The sequence below is a fragment of the Streptomyces sp. NPDC050315 genome, from assembly GCF_040655775.1.
Taxonomy (GTDB): domain Bacteria; phylum Actinomycetota; class Actinomycetes; order Streptomycetales; family Streptomycetaceae; genus Streptomyces.
The window spans coordinates 870,423-891,589 of sequence record NZ_JBFAKN010000002.1 but is presented as its reverse complement, the minus strand read 5'-3'; the positions used below and the strand labels follow the sequence as shown (position 1 = coordinate 891,589).

The window sequence follows — 21,167 nt, the reverse complement described above, 5'->3', positions numbered from 1 at the left end:
CCTGGGGCGACCGAAGAAATTCGGTCGCCCTTTGGCATACGTACGGCCAACTGGGGAACGCATCACCCCGACACGACGTCACCATTAAGGGGGGCGGATACGTGTTCCGCTGACAATGGCGGAGGAACCCCGCACCGCGTTCGAGCGGCGGCCCTTCCCGGACTACCATGAAGGCTCTCCGCGCATCGCAATCAGCGCACCACTTCCTCCTGCCGACCTCCAGTAAGCATTCGCTCCAGTTGGGAAGGCCAGACGTATCCTCATGGGGAACAACATGTCGTTCATCGGCCGTGACATGGCTGTCGACCTCGGCACCGCCAACACGCTGGTGTACGTCAGGGGTCGAGGGATCGTTCTGAACGAACCGTCGGTCGTGGCCATCAACACCAACACCGGCGGCATCCTCGCCGTGGGCGCAGAGGCCAAGAAGATGATCGGCCGGACCCCTGGCAACATCGTGGCCGTCCGCCCGCTCAAGGACGGCGTGATCGCCGACTTCGAGATCACCGAGCGGATGCTCCGCTACTTCATCCTGAAGATCCACAAGCGCCGGTACCTCGCCCGGCCGCGGGTCGTCGTCTGTGTGCCCTCCGGCATCACCGGCGTCGAGCGCCGCGCGGTCATCGAGGCGTCGACGCAGGCCGGTGCCCGTCAGGTGCACATCATCGAGGAGCCCATGGCCGCGGCCATCGGTTCCGGGCTGCCGGTCCACGAGGCCACCGGCAACATGGTGGTGGACATCGGCGGCGGCACGACCGAGGTCGCGGTCATCTCGCTCGGCGGAATCGTCACGGCACAGTCCATCCGGGTGGCCGGCGACGAGCTGGACAACGCGATCATCCAGCACATCAAGAAGGAGTACAGCCTTCTGCTGGGCGAGCGCACGGCCGAGAGCATCAAGATCACGATCGGTTCGGCGTACGACCTCGACCAGGACGAGCACACCGAGATCCGCGGCCGCGACCTCGTCTCGGGCCTGCCCAAGACCGTGGTCATCTCCGCTGCCGAGGTCCGCAAGGCCATCGAGGAGCCGGTCAACTCCATCGTCGACGCCGTGAAGACGACCCTCGACAAGTGCCCGCCGGAGCTCTCCGGCGATGTCATGGACCGGGGCATCGTGCTCACCGGCGGCGGCGCCCTGCTCCGCGGCCTGGACGAGCGGCTGCGCCGCGAGACCGGTATGCCGATCCACATCGCCGAGGACCCGCTCGACTCCGTCGCGCTCGGTTCCGGCAAGTGCGTGGAGGAGTTCGAGGCCCTGCAGCAGGTCCTCGACTCGCAGCCGCGCAGATGACCTCCGTCGGCGATCTGCCGTACGGCCGCCTGCCAGCCCGTACGGCAGATCGCTGATATACAGACCCTCTACGTACAACTGCACAACACCGCTTTTCCGTATACCTGTACGCAGGCTTCCCGCCCGTACCACCCCCCACCACTCCGGTACGGACACCCCCCAGATTCCCCAGCGAGACCGGCGCGGGCCCGCAGCCGGCCGGTCCTACGAGGAAGGACACGGCCGCCGCACGTGAGGGACACACGAGAGAGCCGGCTCCTGCTGGTGCTGCTGGTCGCGATCGCGTTCGCACTGATCACGGTGGACATCCGCGGCGGCGAGCAGTCCCCGCTGCAGGGTGCCCGGCAGGTCGCGGCCTCCGCCTTCGGGCCGGTCGAGACCGGTGTCGCCTCGGTCGTGGACCCCGTCGGCAACGCCGTCGACGCCGTCCGTGACTCCGACGGCCGGCACAGCCGTATCGCCCAGCTGGAACGCGAGAACGCCGCCCTGAAGGCCAAGCTCGGCTCCTCCGACCGCGACCATGTGCGCGCCGGGGAGCTGGACAAGATGCTCAAGACCGCGGGCGCCGGCCAGTACGGCATCAAGGGCGCCCAGGTCATCGCCATAGGAGCCGCCCAGGGCTTCTCCTGGACCGTCACCATCGACGCGGGCGCCAAGGACGGCATCGCCCGCGACATGACCGTACTGAACGGGGACGGGCTGGTCGGCCGGGTCACCACCGTCGGCAAGGACACCGCCACCGTCCTGCTCGCCATCGACCCCGACTTCACCGTCGGCACCCGCATGGAGAAGACCAACGAGATCGGCTTCGCCAACGGGCAGGGCGGCGGGCCGCTGCGCGTCCAGCTCCTCAACGGCAAGGCGAACGTGAAGAAGGGCGACCGGATGGTCACCTTCGGCTCCAGTGAGGGCAAGCCCTTCGTGCCCGGCGTGCCGGTCGGCACCATCACCCACGTCGGCAGCGCCAACGGCGACCTCACCCGCACGGTCCAGGTCGAGCCCTTCGCCGGCTTCTCCCGCCTGGACGTCGTCGGCGTCGTCGTCCAGCCGCCGCGCGAGAACCCCCGGGACACGGTCCTGCCGCCCAAGCCCGCCAAGCCCAAGCCCACCCCCACGGTCACCGTGACCGCCAAGCCCAAGCCTTCCCCGAGCGGCGCCACCAGGAGCTGAGCCCGATGCGCATCAACCGGATCCTCCTCTCCACCGCCCTCGTGGCCGTGGCCCTCGTCGTCCAGGTGGGTGTGCTCGCCAGACTGCACCTCCCCGGAGCCGTACCGGACCTGCTTCTCCTCGTCGTCCTCGGCCTGGCCATGGTGTACGGGCATGTCGCCGGGGCCTTCATCGGCTTCGGTGCGGGACTCCTCGCGGACCTCGCGCCCCCCTCCGACCACGCGATCGGCCGCTACGCCCTCGTGCTCTGCGTCATCGGCTACGCCGCCGGGCTCACCAAGCCCGACAAGAGCCGGCACCGCTCCGCCTCGCTGCCGCTGACCGTGGTGGTCTGCGCCGCCATCGGCTCGACGCTGCTCTACGCCGGCGTCGGCTCACTGGCCGGCGACAACGCGGGCAACACCGTCGGCATCCCCCTGCTGCTCTTCACCGCCACCGTCTACGACCTCGTGCTCGCCCCCTTCAGCGTCCCGCTCGTGATGGCCCTGGCCCGGCGCGCGGACAACGATCCGGTGGCCGGGGAGAGTTCCGGCGGCACGCAGTCCGGTCCGATGCTCGGCGAGGCCGCGTACGGCTGGCTCTCCACCGGCAGCGGGCTGCGCATGAGCCGCCCCGGGCGGGGTGGCCGGACGCCGCGGATCGGCAGCCAGCGCGGCGGCCTGCTCGGCGGCAAGTCCAACAAGCCGGCCCGCATCAAGGGGGTCAAGCGCCTGTGAGCCGTACACCGTTCCGGGGGACCACGAGGGGGCACAGGTGAGCGCCCGCCCGTCGCCCGACCACCGCCCCTCAAGGAGGCGCTGCGCGCCGTGAGTAACATTCCTGAGACCGGCCGGACGACCCGCGTCACCGTCCGCCTCGTAGCCATTCAGATACTGGTCTTCTCGCTGCTGCTCACCCTCGGCGGCCGGCTGTGGTACCTCCAGGTCCGCAACGGCGACGAGTACGCCGCCGAGGCCAGCGGCAACCACGTCCAGCAGGTCGTCGACCCGGCCGTGCGCGGCTCGATCCTCGACGCGCGCGGCGTGCCGCTCGCCGACAACGAGACCCGCCTCGTCGTCTCCGCCAGCCGTACCGCGCTGATGAAGATGGACGACGAGGGCAAGGCCGTACTGACCCGCCTCGCGCACGTCCTGGACATGTCGTACACCGACGTGAAGAACAAGGTCCGGCTGTGCGACGCCAAGACCCCGCAGCCCTGCTGGAACGGCTCGCCCTTCCAGCCCATCCCGATCACGGACGAGGCCACCACCCAGCAGGCCCTGAAGATCCGGGAGAGCGCCGAGGACTTCCCCGGCATCTCCGCCGAGCCCACCGCGGTACGCCGCTACCCGGCCCCCGCCAAGGCCGCGACCTCCCAGGTGCTCGGCTACCTCTCGCCGGTCACCGACGAGGAGATCAAGAAGGCGGAGCACACGAACTCGCCGTTCCTGCGCTCGGACATGGTGGGCCGCTCGGGTCTTGAGCGGACGTACGACAGCGCGCTGCGCGGCAAGGCCGGCGTCACCCGCTACCAGGTCGACAACCTCGGCCGGGTCATGGGCAAGGCCAAGAGCGACCCGGCCCGGCCCGGGGACAACGTCGTCACCTCGATAGACGCACGCGTGCAGGCCGTTGCCGAGAAGGAGCTCCACCAGGCGATGGTGGAGGCCCGCAAGCAGCATGACCGCAACACCGGCACGAACTACAAGGCCGACGCGGGCGCCGTGGTCGTCATGGAGAACAAGACCGGCCGGGTGGTCTCGATGGCCTCCCAGCCGGAGTACGACCCGAACGCCTGGGTCGGCGGCATCTCGGCGAAGGACTACGCCAAGCTGACCGGCAAGAAGTCCAACTACCCGCTGCTGAACCGGGCGATCCAGGGCCAGGCGGCCCCCGGCTCGATCTTCAAGGTCATCTCGACCTCGGCCGCGGTCAACGCCGGGTACCCCTTCAACGGCCGGTACAACTGCTCCAGTTCGTACAACGTCGGCGGACAGGTCTTCAAGAACTTCGAGTCCCAGAGCCATGGCGCGATCACCCTGGGCCGGGCGCTGGAGGTCTCCTGCGACACCGTCTTCTACGACCTGGCGTACAAGCAGTGGGTCAAGGACGGCGGCAACAAGCCCAAGGACCCCAAGGACTGGTTCTACAAGACCGCGCACGAGTTCGGCCTCGGCAAGGAGACCGGCATCGACCTGCCCAACGAGGTCAAGGGCCGGGTCCCGGACCGCCAGTGGAAGAAGGACTTCTGGAAGGCCAACAAGGACTCCTGGTGCAAGACCGGCAAGAAGGGCGGCAGCTACGTCCAGCGCCTCGCCTACGAGAGCTGTCTCGAAGGCATGAAGATGCGCGCCGGTGACTCGGTGAACTACTCCATCGGCCAGGGCGACACCCTCGTGACGCCGATCCAGATGGCGACGATCTACGCGGCCATCGCCAACGGCGGGACGATGTACGACCCGACCATCGGCAAGGCGATCATCAGCGCCAACGGCAAGAAGGTCCGGGACATCGCGCCGAAGGCGCACGGCAAGCTGCCCGACACGCCGAAGACGCTGAAGCAGATCGACAAGGCGCTGGAGGGCGTGGCCACTCGGGGTACCGCCGCCTGGCGGTTCGAGGGCTGGCCGCAGAAGCAGATCCCGATGCACGCCAAGACCGGTACCGCGGAGGTCTACGGCAAGCAGACGACGTCGTGGTTCGCCACGTACACCAAGGACTTCACGATCGTCATGACGATCGCCCAGGGTGGTACGGGCTCCGGCGCCTCGGGTCCGGCCGTCCGCAAGATCTACGACGCGATCTACGGCGTGGACGCCAAGGGCAAGATCCACAAGGACAAGGCGCTGCTGCCGAAGCCGGAGGCGAGCCTCCCGAAGATCGACCGGGACGGCAACATCACCGCCGGCAAGCTGACCAAGCCGATCGTCAACGAGAAGAAGCCGGAAGGGGCGGTCCAGTGACCAGCAGCAGCTACGCCATCCGGCGCTACGCCCCCGACCGCGGCGTCTGGTCCAAGCTCACCGCCCGGGACTCCGTCGTCCGGCGGCTGGACTGGATACTGCTCTTCTCCTGCCTGGCCCTCTCGCTCATCGGCGCGGTCCTGGTCTTCTCGGCCACCCGCAACCGCATCGAGCTGAACCACGGCGACCAGTACTCCTACGTCCTCAAGCACCTGCTCAACACCGGCATCGGCCTCGCGCTCGCGGCCGGCACGGTGTGGCTGGGCCACCGCACGCTGCGCGGCGCCGTACCCATCCTGTACGGGCTCTCGCTGGTGCTGTCCGCGCTGGTGCTCACCCCGCTCGGCGCGACCATCAACGGCTCGCGGTCCTGGCTCGCGATCCCCGGCGGACTCTCCCTGCAGCCCGCCGAGTTCGCGAAGATCACCATCACGCTGGGCATGGCGATGGTCCTCGCCGCCCGGGTCGACGCGGGCGACCGGGAACACCCCGGCCACCGCGCCGTCCTCCAAGCGCTCGCCATCGCGCTGGTCCCGATAGTGGTCATCATGCTGATGCCGGACCTCGGCTCGGTCATGGTGCTCGGCACGATCGTGCTGGCCGTGCTGCTCGCCTCGGGCGCGTCCAACCGCTGGGTCATCGGCCTGGTGACGCTGGGCGTGGTGGGCTGCTTGAGCGTCTGGCAGCTGCACCTCCTCGACGACTACCAGATCGCCCGCTTCGCGGCCTTCGCCAACCCGAGCCTGGACCCGGCGGGCGTCGGCTACAACACCAACCAGGCGCGCATCGCGATCGGTTCCGGCGGGCTCTTCGGCGCGGGCCTGTTCCAGGGCAGCCAGACCACCGGCCAGTTCGTGCCCGAGCAGCAGACCGACTTCATCTTCACGGTCGCCGGTGAGGAGCTGGGCTTCCTCGGCGCGGGCCTGATCATCTTCCTGCTGGGCGTGGTGCTCTGGCGCGCCTGCCGGATCGCCCGGGAGTCCTCCGAGCTGTACAGCACGGTCGTCGCGTCCGGCATCATCGCCTGGTTCGCCTTCCAGTCGTTCGAGAACATCGGGATGACGCTGGGGATCATGCCGGTCACCGGCCTGCCGCTGCCCTTTGTCTCCTACGGCGGCACCTCGATGTTCGCCGTGTGGATCGCCATCGGACTGCTGCAGTCGATCAGAGTGCAGCGGCCCGTCTCCGCCTGATCCGCCGCTCGGTCCGTTGTGGTCCGGTTCCCTGCCGAAGGGGGCCGGACCACATGCGTTCCGGTACACGTACCCATTCCGCGCGGACACGTACTGTGACGGGTCTTACGTGGCGGTAGAGCCTTCCGGACGGCATGCTGTCGCGGAACAGCTTCAGCGAGACAGTCGTCCGCATCCCGAGACAGAGTTCCGTATCCGCACGCAGGCGCCCCGCATGCCGCCCCGTCAGGAGAAAACGCTCCCATGTTCTCGAAGGTCCTGGTCGCCAACCGTGGCGAAATCGCCATCCGCGCCTTCCGCGCCGCCTATGAGCTGGGCGCGCAGACCGTCGCCGTCTTCCCCCACGAGGATCGCAACTCCGGCCACCGCCTCAAGGCGGACGAGGCCTACCAGATCGGCGAGCCCGGCCACCCCGTGCGCGCGTACCTCTCGGTCGAGGAGATCGTCCGCGCGGCACGGCAGGCCGGCGCCGACGCCGTCTACCCCGGCTACGGCTTCCTCTCCGAGAACCCCGACCTGGCCGCCGCCTGCGCCGAGCACGGCATCACCTTCGTCGGCCCCTCCACCGAAGTACTGGAGCTCACCGGCAACAAGGCGCGGGCCATCGCCGCCGCCAAGGCCGCCGGGCTGCCCGTCCTCGCCTCCTCCGCGCCCTCCTCCGACGTCGAGGAGCTGCTGGCGGCCGCCGAGGACATGGAGTTCCCGGTCTTCGTGAAGGCGGTCGCGGGCGGCGGCGGGCGCGGCATGCGCCGGGTCGCCGAGCGCACCCAGCTGCGCGAGGCCGTCGAGGCGGCGGCCCGCGAGGCCGAGTCGGCCTTCGGCGACCCCACGGTCTTCCTGGAGCAGGCCGTCGTCGACCCGCGCCACATCGAGGTGCAGATCCTCGCCGACACCCACGGCAACGTGATCCACCTGTACGAGCGGGACTGCAGCGTGCAGCGCCGCCACCAGAAGGTCATCGAGCTGGCCCCGGCCCCGAACCTCCCCGCCGAGCTGCGCGAGAAGATCTGCGCCGACGCCGTCGCCTTCGCCAAGCAGATCGGCTACACCTGCGCCGGTACCGTCGAATTCCTCGTCGACGCGCGCGGCAACCACGTCTTCATCGAGATGAACCCGCGCATCCAGGTCGAGCACACCGTCACCGAAGAGGTCACGGACGTCGACCTCGTACAGTCGCAGCTGCGCATCGCATCCGGTGAATCGCTGGCCGACCTCGGGCTCAGCCAGGAGAAGATCGTGCTGCGCGGCTCGGCGCTGCAGTGCCGCATCACCACCGAGGACCCCGCCAACGGCTTCCGGCCCGACACCGGCCGGATCACCGCCTACCGCTCCCCGGGCGGCGCGGGCGTCCGCCTGGACGGCGGCACCAACCTCGGCGCCGAGGTCGGCGCCCACTTCGACTCGATGCTGGTCAAGCTCACCTGCCGGGGCCGCGACTTCGCCACCGCCGTCGGCCGTGCCCGGCGCGCCGTCACCGAGTTCCGCATCCGCGGCGTGGCCACCAACATCCCGTTCCTGCAGGCGGTGCTGGACACCCCGGACTTCCGCGAGGGGAGGGTCACCACCTCCTTCATCGAGCAGCGCCCCGAACTGCTGACCCAGCGCGGCTCCGCCGACCGCGGCACCCGCATCCTGGAGTACCTCGCGGACGTCACGGTCAACAAGCCGCACGGCGAGCGCCCCGCCACCGTCGCGCCGCACGAGAAACTGCCCGCGATCGACACCTCCGCGCCGATCCCCGACGGCTCCCGGCAGCGGCTCCGGCAGCTCGGCCCCGAGGGCTTCGCCGCCGACCTGCGCGCCCGGCCCGCGCTCGGCGTCACCGACACCACCTTCCGCGACGCCCACCAGTCCCTGCTGGCCACCCGCGTCCGTACCAAGGACCTGCTGGAGGTCGCCGGGCACGTCGCCCGTACGACGCCCGAGCTGCTGTCCCTCGAAGCGTGGGGCGGCGCGACGTACGACGTGGCGCTGCGCTTCCTGTACGAGGACCCGTGGGAGCGGCTCGCGGCGCTGCGCGAGGCCGTCCCCAACATCTGCCTCCAGATGCTGCTGCGCGGCCGCAACACCGTCGGCTACACCCCCTACCCCGAGCAGGTCACCCGCTCCTTCGTGCAGGAGGCCGCCGACACCGGCATCGACATCTTCCGCATCTTCGATGCGCTCAACAACGTCGACCAGATGCGCCCCGCGATCGACGCCGTCCGCGAGACCGGCACCGCCATCGCCGAGGTCGCCATGAGCTACACCGGCGACCTCGCCGACCCCGGCGAGAAGCTCTACACCCTCGACTACTACCTCCGCCTCGCCGAGCAGATGGTCGACGCGGGCGCCCACGTCCTCGCCATCAAGGACATGGCCGGCCTGCTCCGCGCGCCCGCCGCGAAGAAGCTGGTCACGGCCCTGCGCCAGAACTTCGACCTGCCCGTCCACATCCACACCCACGACACCCCCGGCGGCCAGCTCGCCACGTACCTCGCGGGCTGGGAGGCCGGCGCGGACGCGGTCGACGGCGCCTCCGCCGCCCTGGCCGGTACCACCAGCCAGCCCGCCCTCTCCGCGATCGTCGCCGCCGCCGCGCACACCGACCGCGACACCGGCATCGACCTCGACGCGGTCTGCGCCCTGGAGCCGTACTGGGAAGCCGTACGCAAGGTCTACGCACCCTTCGAGGCCGGGCTTCCGGCGCCCACCGGACGCGTCTACGCGCACGAGATCCCCGGCGGCCAGCTCTCCAACCTCCGCCAGCAGGCCATCGCGCTCGGCCTCGGCGACCGCTTCGAGCAGATCGAGAACGCCTACGCGGGCGCCGACCGGCTCCTCGGCCGCCTCGTCAAGGTCACCCCCAGCTCCAAGGTCGTCGGCGACCTCGCGCTCGCGCTGGTCGGCGCCGGGGTCTCCACCGAGGAGTTCGCCGCCGACCCGGCCCGCTTCGACATCCCCGGCTCCGTCATCGGCTTCCTCCGCGGCGAGCTGGGCGAACCGGCCGGCGGCTGGCCCGAGCCGCTGCGCAGCCGCGCCCTCGAAGGCCGCGCCGAGGCCCCCGGCATCACCGAGCTGACGGCCGACGAGTCCAAGCGCCTCTCGGCCACCTCCGCCGAGCGCCAGGCCGTACTGAACGAGCTGCTCTTCCCCGGCCCGACCAGGGACTTCACCACCCACCGCGAGCGCTACGGCGACACCTCCCCGCTCTCCAGCGACCTGTTCTTCTACGGGCTGCACCACGGCGAGGAGAACGTCGTACGGCTCGCCCCCGGCGTCCAGCTGCTCATCGGCCTGGAGGCGATCTCCGAGGCCGACGAGCGCGGCATGCGCACCGTGATGTGCATCCTCAACGGCCAGCTGCGGCCCATCCAGGTCCGCGACCGGTCGGTGGCCACCGAGGTGCCGGCCGCCGAGAAGGCCGACCGGAACAACCCCGGCCACCTGCCGGCCCCGTTCGCCGGCGTGGTCACCCTCGCCGTCGAGGAGGGCCAGCAGGTCGAGGCGGGCGCCACCATCGGCACCATCGAGGCCATGAAGATGGAGGCGGCGATCACCGCACCCACCGGCGGCACGGTCACCCGCATCGCCATCTCCCCGATCGCCCAGGTCGAGGGCGGCGACCTGCTCATCGTGGTGGAGTGAGCGCCTTCGTGGAGTGAGCACCGGCCCGGTGCGCGGCAGGCTTCCCGGCTTGTCGCGCACCGGGCCGCTGGGGGGCTCCCCAAAAGCGGGACACGACAGTACGTTCGCCCCATGGCGGACACCGTGCGGGAGATCGAGCGGAAGTACGAGGCCAACGGCGCGGGCCTGCCGCCCGAAGGCCTCCCCGACCTGACCGGCGTCGACCGGGTCGCGTCCGTCGCGGACCGTGGCACGGCCACCCTGGACGCCACCTACTACGACACCGCAGACCGGCGGCTGGCCCGCGACGGCATCACCCTGCGCCGCCGCACCGGCGGCGACGACGCCGGCTGGCACCTGAAACTGCCCGTCGCCGCCCACGTACGCGACGAGATCCGCGCCCCGCTCTCCGACACCGTCCCCCGCGCCCTGCGCGGCCTGCTCCGCTCCCGCGTCCGCGACGCCGAGCTGATCCCCCTCGTACGGATCGCGACCCGCCGTGAGACCCGGCAGCTGCTCGCCGCCGACGGCACGGTCCTCGCGGAGATCGCCGCCGATCAGGTGCGCGCCGACCGCCCGTCCGGCCCCGGCCGGACCGCCGAATGGGCCGAGATAGAGGTCGAGCTGACGGCGGGCGGGGACACGGCCCTCCTGGACGCGGTCGAGGACCGGCTCCTGCGCGCCGGGCTGCGCCCCGCGTCCACGGCCTCCAAGGCGGCCCGCGCACTGCGCGACACGGCCCCGAAGGGCGAGCGGAAGACGGCCGCCAAGAGCGAGCGTGAGGCGGCCACCGAGGGTGGACGGAAGACGGCCGCCGAGGGCGAGCGGAAGACGGCCGCCGAGCCCACCGCGGCGGACCAGTGCGGCGAGCCGCCCACGGCAGAGGCGCCCACCGCCGAAGAGATCGTCCTCCGCTACCTCACCCGCCAGATCCGCGCCCTCACCGAGCTGGACCCCGCCGTCCGCCGCGACCTCCCCGACTCCGTCCACCAGATGCGCGTCGCCACCCGCCGCCTGCGCAGCGCCCTCCGCTCGTACGCCACCGTCCTGGACCGGGCCGCCACCGACCCCCTCGGCGCCGAGCTGAAATGGCTCGCCGCCGAGCTGGGCGTCGGCCGCGACGCCGAAGTGCTCGCAGCCCGCATCCAGGAAGCCCTGACCGCGCTCCCCAAGGAGCTGCGCCCCGGCCCCGTACGCACCCGGCTGCGCACCTGGACCCAGGCACACCGCAAAGGCTCCCGGAAACACCTCATCGCCGTCCTCGACGGCGAGCGCTACCTCACCCTCCTGAACGCCCTGGACGCGCTGATCACCGACCCGCCCCGGGCCCGCGCCGCGCGCCGCCCGGCCGACCGGGTGCTGCCCAAGGCGGTCGAACGGGACTTCCGGCGGCTGGCCGGGCACGTCGCGACCGCGCTGGCCGCGCCGCCCGGCCGCGACCGTGACCTGGCCCTCCACGAAGCCCGCAAGGCCGCCAAGCGCACCCGGTACGCGGCGGAGGCGGCCCGCCCCGAGCTGGGCCGCCCCGCGAAGGAGCTGGCCGCCCGCATGACGGAGCTGCAGGAACTCCTCGGCGACCACCAGGACAGCGTCATGGCCCGCGAGGCCCTGCGCGACCTGGCCGCCCAGGCCCACGCGGCGGGCGAGAACGCCTTCGCGTACGGCGTCCTGTACGCCCGCGAAGAATCCCGCGCCGCAGCCCGCGAAGCCGAGCTGCCGACCCTGTGGGCCACGATCGATTCGGGGACGGCCGGGGGAGCGCGTTAGTCTTGAGGGTCACCCTTCCCAGCTCATGCTGTGCTGTGCCGATCTAAGAGAGAACGCCGCGATGCCTGTCGAGACGGTCTTCCCGCGCCTGGAAGCGCTTCTCCCGCATGTCCAGAAGCCCATCCAGTACGTCGGTGGAGAGCTGAACTCCACCGTCAAGGACTGGGACGCGTGCGACGTGCGCTGGGCGCTCATGTACCCCGACGCGTACGAGGTCGGGCTGCCCAACCAGGGCGTCCAGATCCTGTACGAGGTCCTGAACGAGCGTGACGGCGTGCTCGCCGAGCGCACCTACAGCGTCTGGCCCGACCTCGAAGCGCTGATGCGCGAGCACGGTGTGCCGCAGTTCACGGTCGACGCGCACCGCCCGATCGACGCGTTCGACGTGCTCGGCGTCTCCTTCTCCACCGAGCTGGGCTACACGAATCTGCTCACCGCGCTGGACCTGGCGAACATCCCGATGTACGCCAAGGACCGCACGGAGGACCACCCGCTGATCCTCGCGGGCGGCCACGCCGCCTTCAATCCCGAGCCGATCGCGGACTTCCTGGACTGCGCGGTGGTCGGCGACGGCGAGCAGGCCGTCCTGGAGATCACCGAGATCATCCGGGCGTGGAAGAACGAGGGCCGCCCCGGCGGCCGCGACGAGCTGCTCTTCCGCCTCGCGAAGACCGGCAGCGTCTACGTCCCCAAGTTCTACGACGTGGAGTACCTCGCCGACGGCCGCATCAGCCGCGTCGTGCCGAACCGCTCCGGCGTCCCGTGGCGCGTGTCCAAGCACACCGTCATGGACCTCGACGAGTGGCCCTACCCGAAGCAGCCGCTCGTCCCCCTGGCCGAGACCGTCCACGAACGGATGTCGGTCGAGATCTTCCGTGGCTGCACCCGCGGCTGCCGTTTCTGCCAGGCCGGCATGATCACGCGCCCCGTACGGGAGCGAAGCATCACCGGCATCGGCGACATGGTGGACAAGGGCCTGAAGGCCACGGGATTCGAGGAGGTCGGCCTGCTGTCGCTGTCCTCCGCGGACCACACCGAGATCGGCGACATCGCCAAGGGCCTCGCCGACCGGTACGAAGAGGACAAGATCGGCCTCTCCCTCCCCTCCACCCGCGTCGACGCGTTCAACATCGACCTGGCCAACGAGCTGACCCGCAACGGCCGCCGCTCGGGCCTGACGTTCGCGCCCGAGGGCGGCAGCGAGCGCATCCGCAAGGTCATCAACAAGATGGTCTCGGAGGAGGACCTGATCCGTACGGTCTCCACGGCCTACGGCAACGGCTGGCGCCAGGTGAAGCTGTACTTCATGTGCGGTCTGCCGACCGAGACCGACGAGGACGTCCTGCAGATCGGCGACATGGCGGTCAACGTCATCGCCGAGGGCCGCCGCGTCTCCGGCCAGAACGACATCCGCTGCACGGTCTCCATCGGCGGCTTCGTCCCCAAGCCGCACACCCCCTTCCAGTGGGCCCCGCAGCTCTCCGCCGAGGAGACCGACGCCCGCCTGGAGAAGCTCCGCGACAAGATCCGCGGCGACAAGAAGTACGGCCGCTCCATCGGCTTCCGCTACCACGACGGCAAGCCCGGCATCGTCGAGGGCCTGCTCTCCCGCGGCGACCGCCGCATCGGCGCCGTGATCCGCGCGGTCTACGAGGACGGCGGCCGCTTCGACGGCTGGCGCGAGCACTTCTCCTACGACCGCTGGATGCAGGCCGCCGAGAAGACCCTCCCCGACTTCGGCGTCGACGTCGCCTGGTACACCACCCGCGAGCGCACCTACGAAGAGGTCCTCCCCTGGGACCACCTGGACTCCGGCCTGGACAAGGACTGGCTCTGGGAGGACTGGCAGGACGCCCTCGACGAAACCGAGGTCGACGACTGCCGCTGGACCCCGTGCTTCGACTGCGGCGTGTGTCCTCAGATGGACACCGAGATCCAGATCGGCCCGACGGGGAAGAAGCTGCTGCCGCTCACGGTCGTGAAGTAGCCGCGCAGCACACATATGACAGTCCGGCCCGGTCGCCGCAATTCGGTGGCCGGGCCGGTGTGTTGCCCGCACACTGTTGCGATGCCACAGCTGATCGCACCCACGCTGCGTGTCCAGGCGTCGTTCCTGGAGGCGATGAAGGAGCTCCGGGCGGAGGGGGTGGGCGAGGACGGCGACGACACGGTCGTCGGGCGGGAGATCCGCCAGTTCTCCGGGGAGTGGGACGACCCGGTCGCCTTCTCCCGGTACACCGACTGGCTGCGCTCCATGACCAGCCCGGACGTCACCCGCCCCATGGGCTGGGTGCCGTGCACCCACCTCTGGTACGTCGAGGGCGACACCTTCCTGGGCCGCATCGGCCTGCGCCACGAGCTGAACGACTATCTGCTGGAGCTCGGCGGCCACATCGGCTACTACGTACGCCCCACCGCCCGCCGCCGCGGCCACGCCACCGCCATGCTGCGCGCCGCGCTGCCGGTGGCCCGTGCGCTCGGTATTCAGTCCGCGCTGGTCACGTGTGACACCACCAACACCGCGTCACGTAAGGTCATCGAGGCCTGCGGCGGGATCTTCGAGGACGAGCGCGGCGGAAAGCTGCGCTACTGGGTGCCGACGAACGCCGGGCAGGCGAGCGACAGGACGTAGAGCGGTACCGGGGGAGCAGCGCGGCATGGCGCACAGCAGCACGTACAAGGCACGGGACACGCGGGAGCCGGAGCGGGAGCCGGGCGGGGGTTGCTGCCTCGCTCAGGTCATCAAGATCCCGGTACTGATCGTCGTGGTTCCGTTGCGGCTGCTCTGGGACGCGCTGTGCTGGATCGGGCGTCGGGTGTACCGGTGGGTCCTCGCGCCGGTCGGGCGGGCGATTGACTGGCTGGTCAATTACCTCGTCGTCGTGCCGCTGGCCTTTTTGATCAAGTATCTGATGGTGGTGCCGGCGATCTGGGTTTACCGCTGGATCCTCACGCCGATCGGGCGCGCGCTGGCCTGGCTGGCGTACTACCTGCTCGTCGTCCCGGCGAAGTGGCTCCACCGGTGGGTGCTCGCGCCGCTCGGGCGGGCGCTCGCCCGGCTCGCGCACTACCTGCTCGTCGTCCCGGCCCTGGCCGTGTGGAAGTACCTGCTGTGGCCCGTCCTGCGGGCAATCGGCGCCGCCGTCGTGTGGGCCTGGCGGATCGCCGGGTACGTTTCCCGGGCGGTCGGCCGGGGCATCGCCGCCCTGTGGCGGTGGCTGGTCGTCGCGCCGCTGCGCTGGGTGTACCGCTGGATCCTCACCCCCGTGGGGCACGCGATCCGGGCGGTCCTCTGGCGGCCCGTGAAGGCCGCGCTGTCCGCCGCGCGCACCGCCGCCCGGGAGGTGCGGCTCGCGCTCTTCGGGTGACGGGGCGCACCCCGGCGGGAACCGGCGGCCCGGCAGGCACGTACTCTAGGTAGCAGTACGACCCCACTCACGAAGGACTGACGACACTGGGCAAGCGACAGCCCGAAGGCCCGCCGCCCGCACCGGCGGTGCAGCGCATCCGACTGCGCTACACCAAGCGCGGCCGCCTCCGGTTCACCAGCCACCGTGACTTCCAGCGCGCTTTCGAGCGGGCGCTGCGCCGTGCCGAGGTGCCCATGGCGTACTCCGCGGGATTCACCCCGCACCCCAAGGTGTCGTACGCCAATGCCGCGCCCACGGGCACCGGCAGCGAGGCCGAGTACCTGGAGATCGCCCTCACCGAGCGACGGGACCCGGAAGCGCTGCGCGCGCTGCTGGACGAGTCGCTGCCGGACGATCTCGATGTGATCGACGCCGTGGAGGCGCACACCTCCGGGCTCGCCGACCGGCTGCAGGCATCGGTGTGGGAGCTGCGCCTGGACGGCGTGGCCGTCGCGGACGCGGAGCGGGCCGTCGCGGCGTTCCTCGCGGCGGAGGAAGTACCGGTCGAGCGGCAGACGAAGAAGGGCATCCGTACCTTCGACGCGCGTGCGGCCGTCGCGGATCTGCAGGCAGGTGCGTGCGAGGCCGATAGGCCCGGCGCTGGTGCCTGTGCGATACTGCGGCTGGTTGTTCGGCATCTGACACCTGCCGTACGACCCGACGACGTCCTGTCCGGCCTCCGAGCTACGGCCGACCTGGCGCCGCCGGTCCCCGCAGCGGTGACCAGGCTGGCGCAGGGGCTGCTCGATGAGGAGACCGGCGCGGTGACCGACCCGCTCGCGCCCGACCGCGACGCAGCAGCCACGGCCGCCCCACCCACGGCCGCCGGGCTGACCGCCGCGACGCAGGCACCGCCCGCAGGCGGTGGAGCGGCGGACGGCGCAGCGTAGGAGCCGTCGTCGCGTCGCCGATCAGCCAGGGAGCCACCCCGGTCCGGCGAACGAACTGACCAGGAGACTTTCGCCGGTCCCGGACACAAGGGCCCGGCGAGCGAGACTAAAGCTCCCGTGTGGCGCCCGCGCCCCGGACCGCGGCACCGCTCTCTACGCGGGCCGCGGCCGGAACCGGACGCGGCGCCCGGGAGCGTGACGGGAGAACCGCCCGCATGCTCGAACCCATTGAGCCCACGGAATCCGCGGAGCCGGCGAACAGCCGCTCCGAGAACAGCACACCGAGCGACACCCTGCCGCCGCGCCGCAGGCGCCGTGCGGCGTCCCGGCCCGCGGGGCCGCCGGTGGGCGGCACAGCGCCCGAGGCGTCGGCCGTACAGCCGGCCGACGCGCCCGGCGCCGCTGCCGCTCCCCAGGAGCCCGCTGCCGGCACCGTCGTGACCGGTGACGAAGCCGCCCCGGCGCGCCCGCGCCGCCGCGCCACCCGCCGTACGTCGGCCCCCGCCGGCGCGCCGCGCGCCACCGAGGCCGAGGCCGCCGAGGCCCCCGCCGTCGAGGACGCCGCCGCGCTCGCCGCGTCGGCCGAGAGCGCCCCGCAGGCCGCCGCCGAGCAGTCCGCCGTCGTGACCGGTGACGAGGCCGCCCCGGCCCGTCCCCGCCGCCGCGCCACCCGCCGCGTCTCGGCCCCGGCCGGCGCGCCGCAGCCCGACGAGACCGCAGCCCCGGTGGCCCAGCAGGCCGTCGTCGCGGAGCCGGCGCCGACCGCTGTGGGCGCCGACGACGAGGAGCGGGCCGAGTCCGCCGCCGCTGCCGAGACGGCCGCCGCGGAGGCCGCGGCCGCCGAGGCCCCCGCCGCGCGGGCCGCCACCGCCGCCGCCGAGTCCCGCCCGGCCCGTTCGCGCCGCCGGGTGACCCGCAAGGTCACCGCTCCGGCCGGTACGCCGGCCGCGGCCGAGGAGCAGGCCGCCGCCGACCAGCCGCAGGCCGCTGTCGAAGAGCCGCAGCCCGCCGCTGACCAGCCGCAGGTCGCCGAGGAGCAGCCCGCCGCCGAGGCCCCCGCCGAGGAGGCCAAGCCCGCCCGTACGCGTCGCCGGGCCACCCGCCGGGCGTCCGCGCCCGCCGGCTCGCCGCAGCCCGCCGAGGCCCCCGCGCCGGTGACCCCGGAGCCGGCCCTCGCCGTCGCGGCGGTCGCCGCCGAGGACGAGGACGAGGACCAGATCGAGGCCGCCGCCGAGGCTGCCGCGGAGGAGGCGCAGGCTGAGGAGGCCGCTGCGGTGTCCGCCGAGGCCGAGCCGCAGCCCGCCAAGCCCGCCCGTACCCGCCGCCGCGCCACCCGTAAGGCGACGTCCCCGGAGGGCACGCCCGCCGGGACGCCCGCCGGGACGCCCGCTGAGACGCCCGCCACCCAGGCTCCGGTCGCCACGGACGAGGACGAACAGCCGGTCGCCGCCGCCGCGCAGGCGGTCGCCGCCGAGCAGGCCCCGCCGGCCCCGGTCGCCGAGCAGGCCCCGCGCCGCCGCACCCGCCGCCGCGCGGAGCGCCCCGCCGAGAGCCCGCAGGGCGAGACGGCGGAGGCCGCCGAGCAGCCCGTACAGCCCGTACAGCAGGAAGCGCCCGCCGCCGCTCCCGCCGAGCAGGCGGAGGAGTCCGAGGGCCCGCGCCGCCGTACCCGCCGCCGCGCCGAGCGTCCCGCCGCGCCCGCGTTCGCCCAGCCCGAGCAGGGCCGGGCCGCGCAGGAGCAGGCCGCCACCGAGGAAGCCGCCGAGGCCCCGGCGCGTGGCCGCCGCCGCTCCGCCCAGCCGCCGAGCGCCGTCTTCCAGGCCCCGGTCTTCACCGAGCCGATGTTCCAGACCCCGGAGACTGCCGCCGCCGCTGCGGCCGCCGCCCCTGCCCCCGAGGAGGAGCCCGCGGAGGCCGAGGAGCGCCCGGCGCGCCGCCGCCGTCGCCGCGGTGGCGCCGCCGAGGCCGAGCCGCAGCAGGCCGCGCCCGCCGCGGAGGAGCCCGCCGAGACCGAGGAGGAGCCCGAGGCCGAGGCCGCGCAGGGCGACGAGGAGCAGGGCGACCGTCCCTCGCGCCGTCGCCGTCGCGGTGGCCGCCGCCGTCGCCGTGGCGACGCCGCGGAGACCGAGGGCACGGACGAGGCCGAGTCCGCCGAAGGTGCCGAGGGCGCCGAGGAGCAGCCCGCCGAGGAGCCCGCCGAGGCGGAGGAGCCGGAGGCCGCGGAGGCCGACGAGCAGCCGTCCGGCGGCTCCAGCAGCAGCCGTCGCCGCCGCCGTCGCCGCCGTCGCAGCGGTGACGGTGCCGAGCCCGGCACGAACGGCGACGACCCGGAGCGTACGGTCGTCAAGGTCCGCGAGCCGCGCAAGAAGGAAGAGCGCGAGCCCGGTACGGGCTTCGACGAGGTCCAGTCCATCAAGGGCTCGACCCGTATGGAGGCCAAGAAGCAGCGCCGCCGCGAGGGCCGCGAGCAGGGCCGCCGCCGGGTGCCGATCATCACCGAGGCGGAGTTCCTGGCGCGCCGCGAGGCCGTCGAGCGCGTGATGGTCGTCCGCCAGAGCGGCGAGCGCACCCAGATCGGCGTCCTGGAAGACGACGTGCTCGTCGAGCACTACGTCAACAAGGAGCAGTCGACCTCGTACGTCGGCAACGTCTACCTGGGCAAGGTCCAGAACGTCCTCCCCTCCATGGAGGCCGCCTTCGTCGACATCGGCAAGGGCCGCAACGCCGTCCTGTACGCCGGTGAGGTCAACTTCGAGGCGCTCGGCATGGGCCACGGCCCGCGCCGCATCGAGACCGCCCTGAAGTCCGGCCAGTCGGTCCTGGTCCAGGTCACCAAGGACCCGATCGGCCACAAGGGCGCCCGCCTCACCAGCCAGGTCTCGCTCCCCGGCCGGTACCTGGTCTACGTGCCCGAGGGCTCGATGACCGGCATCAGCCGCAAGCTCCCCGACACCGAGCGGGCGCGCCTGAAGCAGATCCTCAAGAAGATCGTCCCCGAGGACGCGGGCGTCATCGTGCGCACCGCCGCCGAGGGCGCGAGCGAGGACGAGCTGCGCCGCGACGTGGAGCGCCTCCAGGGGCAGTGGGAGGAGATCCAGAAGAAGGCGAAGAGCGGCAACGCCCCGACCCTGCTGTACGGCGAGCCGGACATGACCGTCCGCGTCGTGCGCGACATCTTCAACGAGGACTTCTCCAAGGTCATCGTCAGCGGCGAGGACGCCTGGTCGACCATCTCCGGTTACGTCTCGCACGTCGCCCCGGACCTCGGCGACCGGCTTCAGAAGTGGACCTCGGACGTCGACGTCTTCGCGACGTACCGCATCGACGAGCAGCTCATGAAGGCGCTGGACCGCAAGGTCTGGCTGCCGTCCGGCGGCTCGCTGGTGATCGACAAGACCGAGGCCATGGTCGTGATCGATGTCAACACCGGCAAGTTCACCGGCCAGGGCGGCAACCTCGAAGAGACCGTCACCAGAAACAACCTGGAGGCGGCCGAGGAGATCGTCCGCCAGCTGCGCCTGCGCGACCTCGGCGGCATCGTCGTCATCGACTTCATCGACATGGTGCTGGAGTCCAACCGGGACCTCGTGCTGCGGCGGATGCTGGAGTGCCTGGGCCGGGACCGTACGAAGCACCAGGTCGCCGAGGTGACCTCGCTGGGCCTGGTCCAGATGACCCGTAAGCGGGTCGGCCAGGGCCTCCTGGAGTCCTTCTCCGAGCCGTGCGTGCACTGCAACGGCCGTGGCGTGATCGTCCACATGGACCAGGCCACGAGCACCGGCGGTGGCGGCAAGCGCAAGAAGAAGGGCAAGGGCGGCAACGGCGAGAAGCACGACCACCAGCCCGAGAAGGCCGCGGAGCCGGTCGCCCCGGCGCCCGAGCCGTCGACCGCGCCCGAGCTGGAGCCCGCAGCCGTCACCGAGGCGGAGCTGACCCCCGCGATCGGCGCCACGGACGAGTGGTTCTCCAGCCCGGCCGAGGCCGAGGCGGCGGCCGCCGCCCAGGGCCGTGGCCGCGGCCGCCGCCGCGCGAGCCGGAAGGTGTCCGCCCCGGCGGGCTCCCCGAAGGCCGCGGACGACGGCGCGGCGATCGTGGTGACCGCGTCGGAGGCCGCCACTGAGCCCGCCGCGGCGGAGCAGGAGCCGGTGCAGGCCGCCGAGCCCGCGACGGCCGCTCCGGCGCAGGCCGCGGAGCCCGTGGCCGCCGAGCAGCCCGCCGTGGAGCAGCCCGCCGCCGAGCCGGAGCCCGAGCCGCAGCCCGCGGCCCGTCCGGCCCGTGCCCGCCGCCGGGTGACCCGCGCGGTGTCGGCCCCGGCCGGTGCCGAGCCCGCCGCGCCCACCGAGGCCGGCGGCGAGGCGGCCCCCGAGGCCGCTGCCGAGGCGGCGGCGGAGGCCACCCCCGAGGTGGCCACCGGCGCCCCGCACGAGGCCCCCGAGGCCGAGGCCGGGGAGCAGCCCGCCGAGGAGGCGGCCCCCGCCAAGAAGACGGCGGCCAAGAAGACGGCGAAGAAGGCCGCGGCCAAGAAGGCGACGACCAAGAAGGCCGCCGCGAAGAAGGCCCCGGCCAAGAAGGCGACCAAGTCGGCGGCGAAGAAGACCACCGCCGACAAGGACGCCGCCGACGAGGCCCCGGCCGAAAAGGCCCCCGCCAAGAAGACGGCGGCCAAGAAGGCCACGGCGAAGAAGGCCACCGCCAAGAAGGCGACTGCGAAGAAGACGGCGGCAAAGAAGACCGCGGCCGCCGAGCAGTCCTCTTCGGCCGAGGTGACCGCTTCCACGGAGGAGTAGGCCCCGGACGCACCGGGCCTGGGCTGCGCCCGAGAGGGCGCAGCCCAGGCAGGGGCGCGGGGAACTGCGCGACCAGCCACAACGTGGCCGCAGTCGGCAGACGGCCGG

General features: G+C 72.3%; 12 protein-coding genes. All 12 read left to right on the top strand.

Annotated features, from left to right (window positions below; genetic code table 11):
- The first annotated feature begins 274 nt into the window (after positions 1-274).
- The 12 genes from AB0I82_RS10940 (at position 275) to AB0I82_RS10885 (ending at position 21,059) form a co-directional block, all read left to right on the top strand.
- Positions 275-1,294 (top strand): rod shape-determining protein, encoded by a 1,020-nt coding sequence (locus tag AB0I82_RS10940; protein ID WP_030249658.1) that lies wholly within the window; start codon positions 275-277, stop codon positions 1,292-1,294.
- Between the two features lie 231 nt (positions 1,295-1,525).
- Positions 1,526-2,464, top strand: coding sequence for a rod shape-determining protein MreC (gene mreC, locus AB0I82_RS10935; RefSeq protein WP_363256830.1), 939 nt, complete (start codon positions 1,526-1,528; stop codon positions 2,462-2,464).
- Between the two features lie 5 nt (positions 2,465-2,469).
- Positions 2,470-3,180, top strand: coding sequence for a rod shape-determining protein MreD (gene mreD / locus AB0I82_RS10930; RefSeq protein WP_363256829.1), 711 nt, complete (start codon positions 2,470-2,472; stop codon positions 3,178-3,180).
- 90 nt (positions 3,181-3,270) lie between these two features.
- Entirely contained in the window at positions 3,271-5,406 is a 2,136-nt protein-coding gene (gene mrdA / locus AB0I82_RS10925; protein ID WP_363256828.1) for a penicillin-binding protein 2, read from the top strand.
- A complete protein-coding gene (gene rodA / locus AB0I82_RS10920) occupies positions 5,403-6,599 on the top strand; it encodes a rod shape-determining protein RodA (RefSeq protein WP_363256826.1) in 1,197 nt (398 codons plus the stop codon). The genes mrdA and rodA overlap by 4 nt, the downstream gene beginning before the upstream one ends.
- A gap of 243 nt (positions 6,600-6,842) precedes the next feature.
- Positions 6,843-10,226, top strand: coding sequence for a pyruvate carboxylase (locus AB0I82_RS10915; RefSeq protein WP_363256825.1), 3,384 nt, complete (start codon positions 6,843-6,845; stop codon positions 10,224-10,226).
- A gap of 111 nt (positions 10,227-10,337) precedes the next feature.
- Positions 10,338-11,972, top strand: a complete 1,635-nt coding sequence (locus AB0I82_RS10910; protein ID WP_363256824.1) for a CYTH and CHAD domain-containing protein — start codon at positions 10,338-10,340, stop codon at positions 11,970-11,972.
- Between the two features lie 61 nt (positions 11,973-12,033).
- Positions 12,034-13,959, top strand: coding sequence for a TIGR03960 family B12-binding radical SAM protein (locus AB0I82_RS10905; RefSeq protein WP_363256823.1), 1,926 nt, complete (start codon positions 12,034-12,036; stop codon positions 13,957-13,959).
- An 81-nt stretch (positions 13,960-14,040) separates the two neighbouring features.
- The gene (locus tag AB0I82_RS10900; RefSeq protein WP_363256821.1) at positions 14,041-14,604 is read left to right on the top strand and encodes a GNAT family N-acetyltransferase; all 564 of its coding nucleotides are present in this window, start codon (positions 14,041-14,043) and stop codon (positions 14,602-14,604) included.
- Positions 14,605-14,629: 25 nt separating this feature from the next.
- Positions 14,630-15,340: a hypothetical protein gene (locus tag AB0I82_RS10895; protein ID WP_363256820.1), complete on the top strand. Its 711-nt coding sequence runs from the start codon at positions 14,630-14,632 to the stop codon at positions 15,338-15,340.
- A 128-nt stretch (positions 15,341-15,468) separates the two neighbouring features.
- Positions 15,469-16,272, top strand: a complete 804-nt coding sequence (locus AB0I82_RS10890; RefSeq protein WP_363256819.1) for a TIGR03936 family radical SAM-associated protein — start codon at positions 15,469-15,471, stop codon at positions 16,270-16,272.
- Between the two features lie 215 nt (positions 16,273-16,487).
- Positions 16,488-21,059 carry an Rne/Rng family ribonuclease gene (locus AB0I82_RS10885; protein WP_363256818.1) on the top strand — a complete coding sequence of 1,524 codons (4,572 nt, stop codon included), beginning with the start codon at positions 16,488-16,490 and terminating at the stop codon, positions 21,057-21,059.
- Positions 21,060-21,167 lie beyond the last annotated feature (108 nt).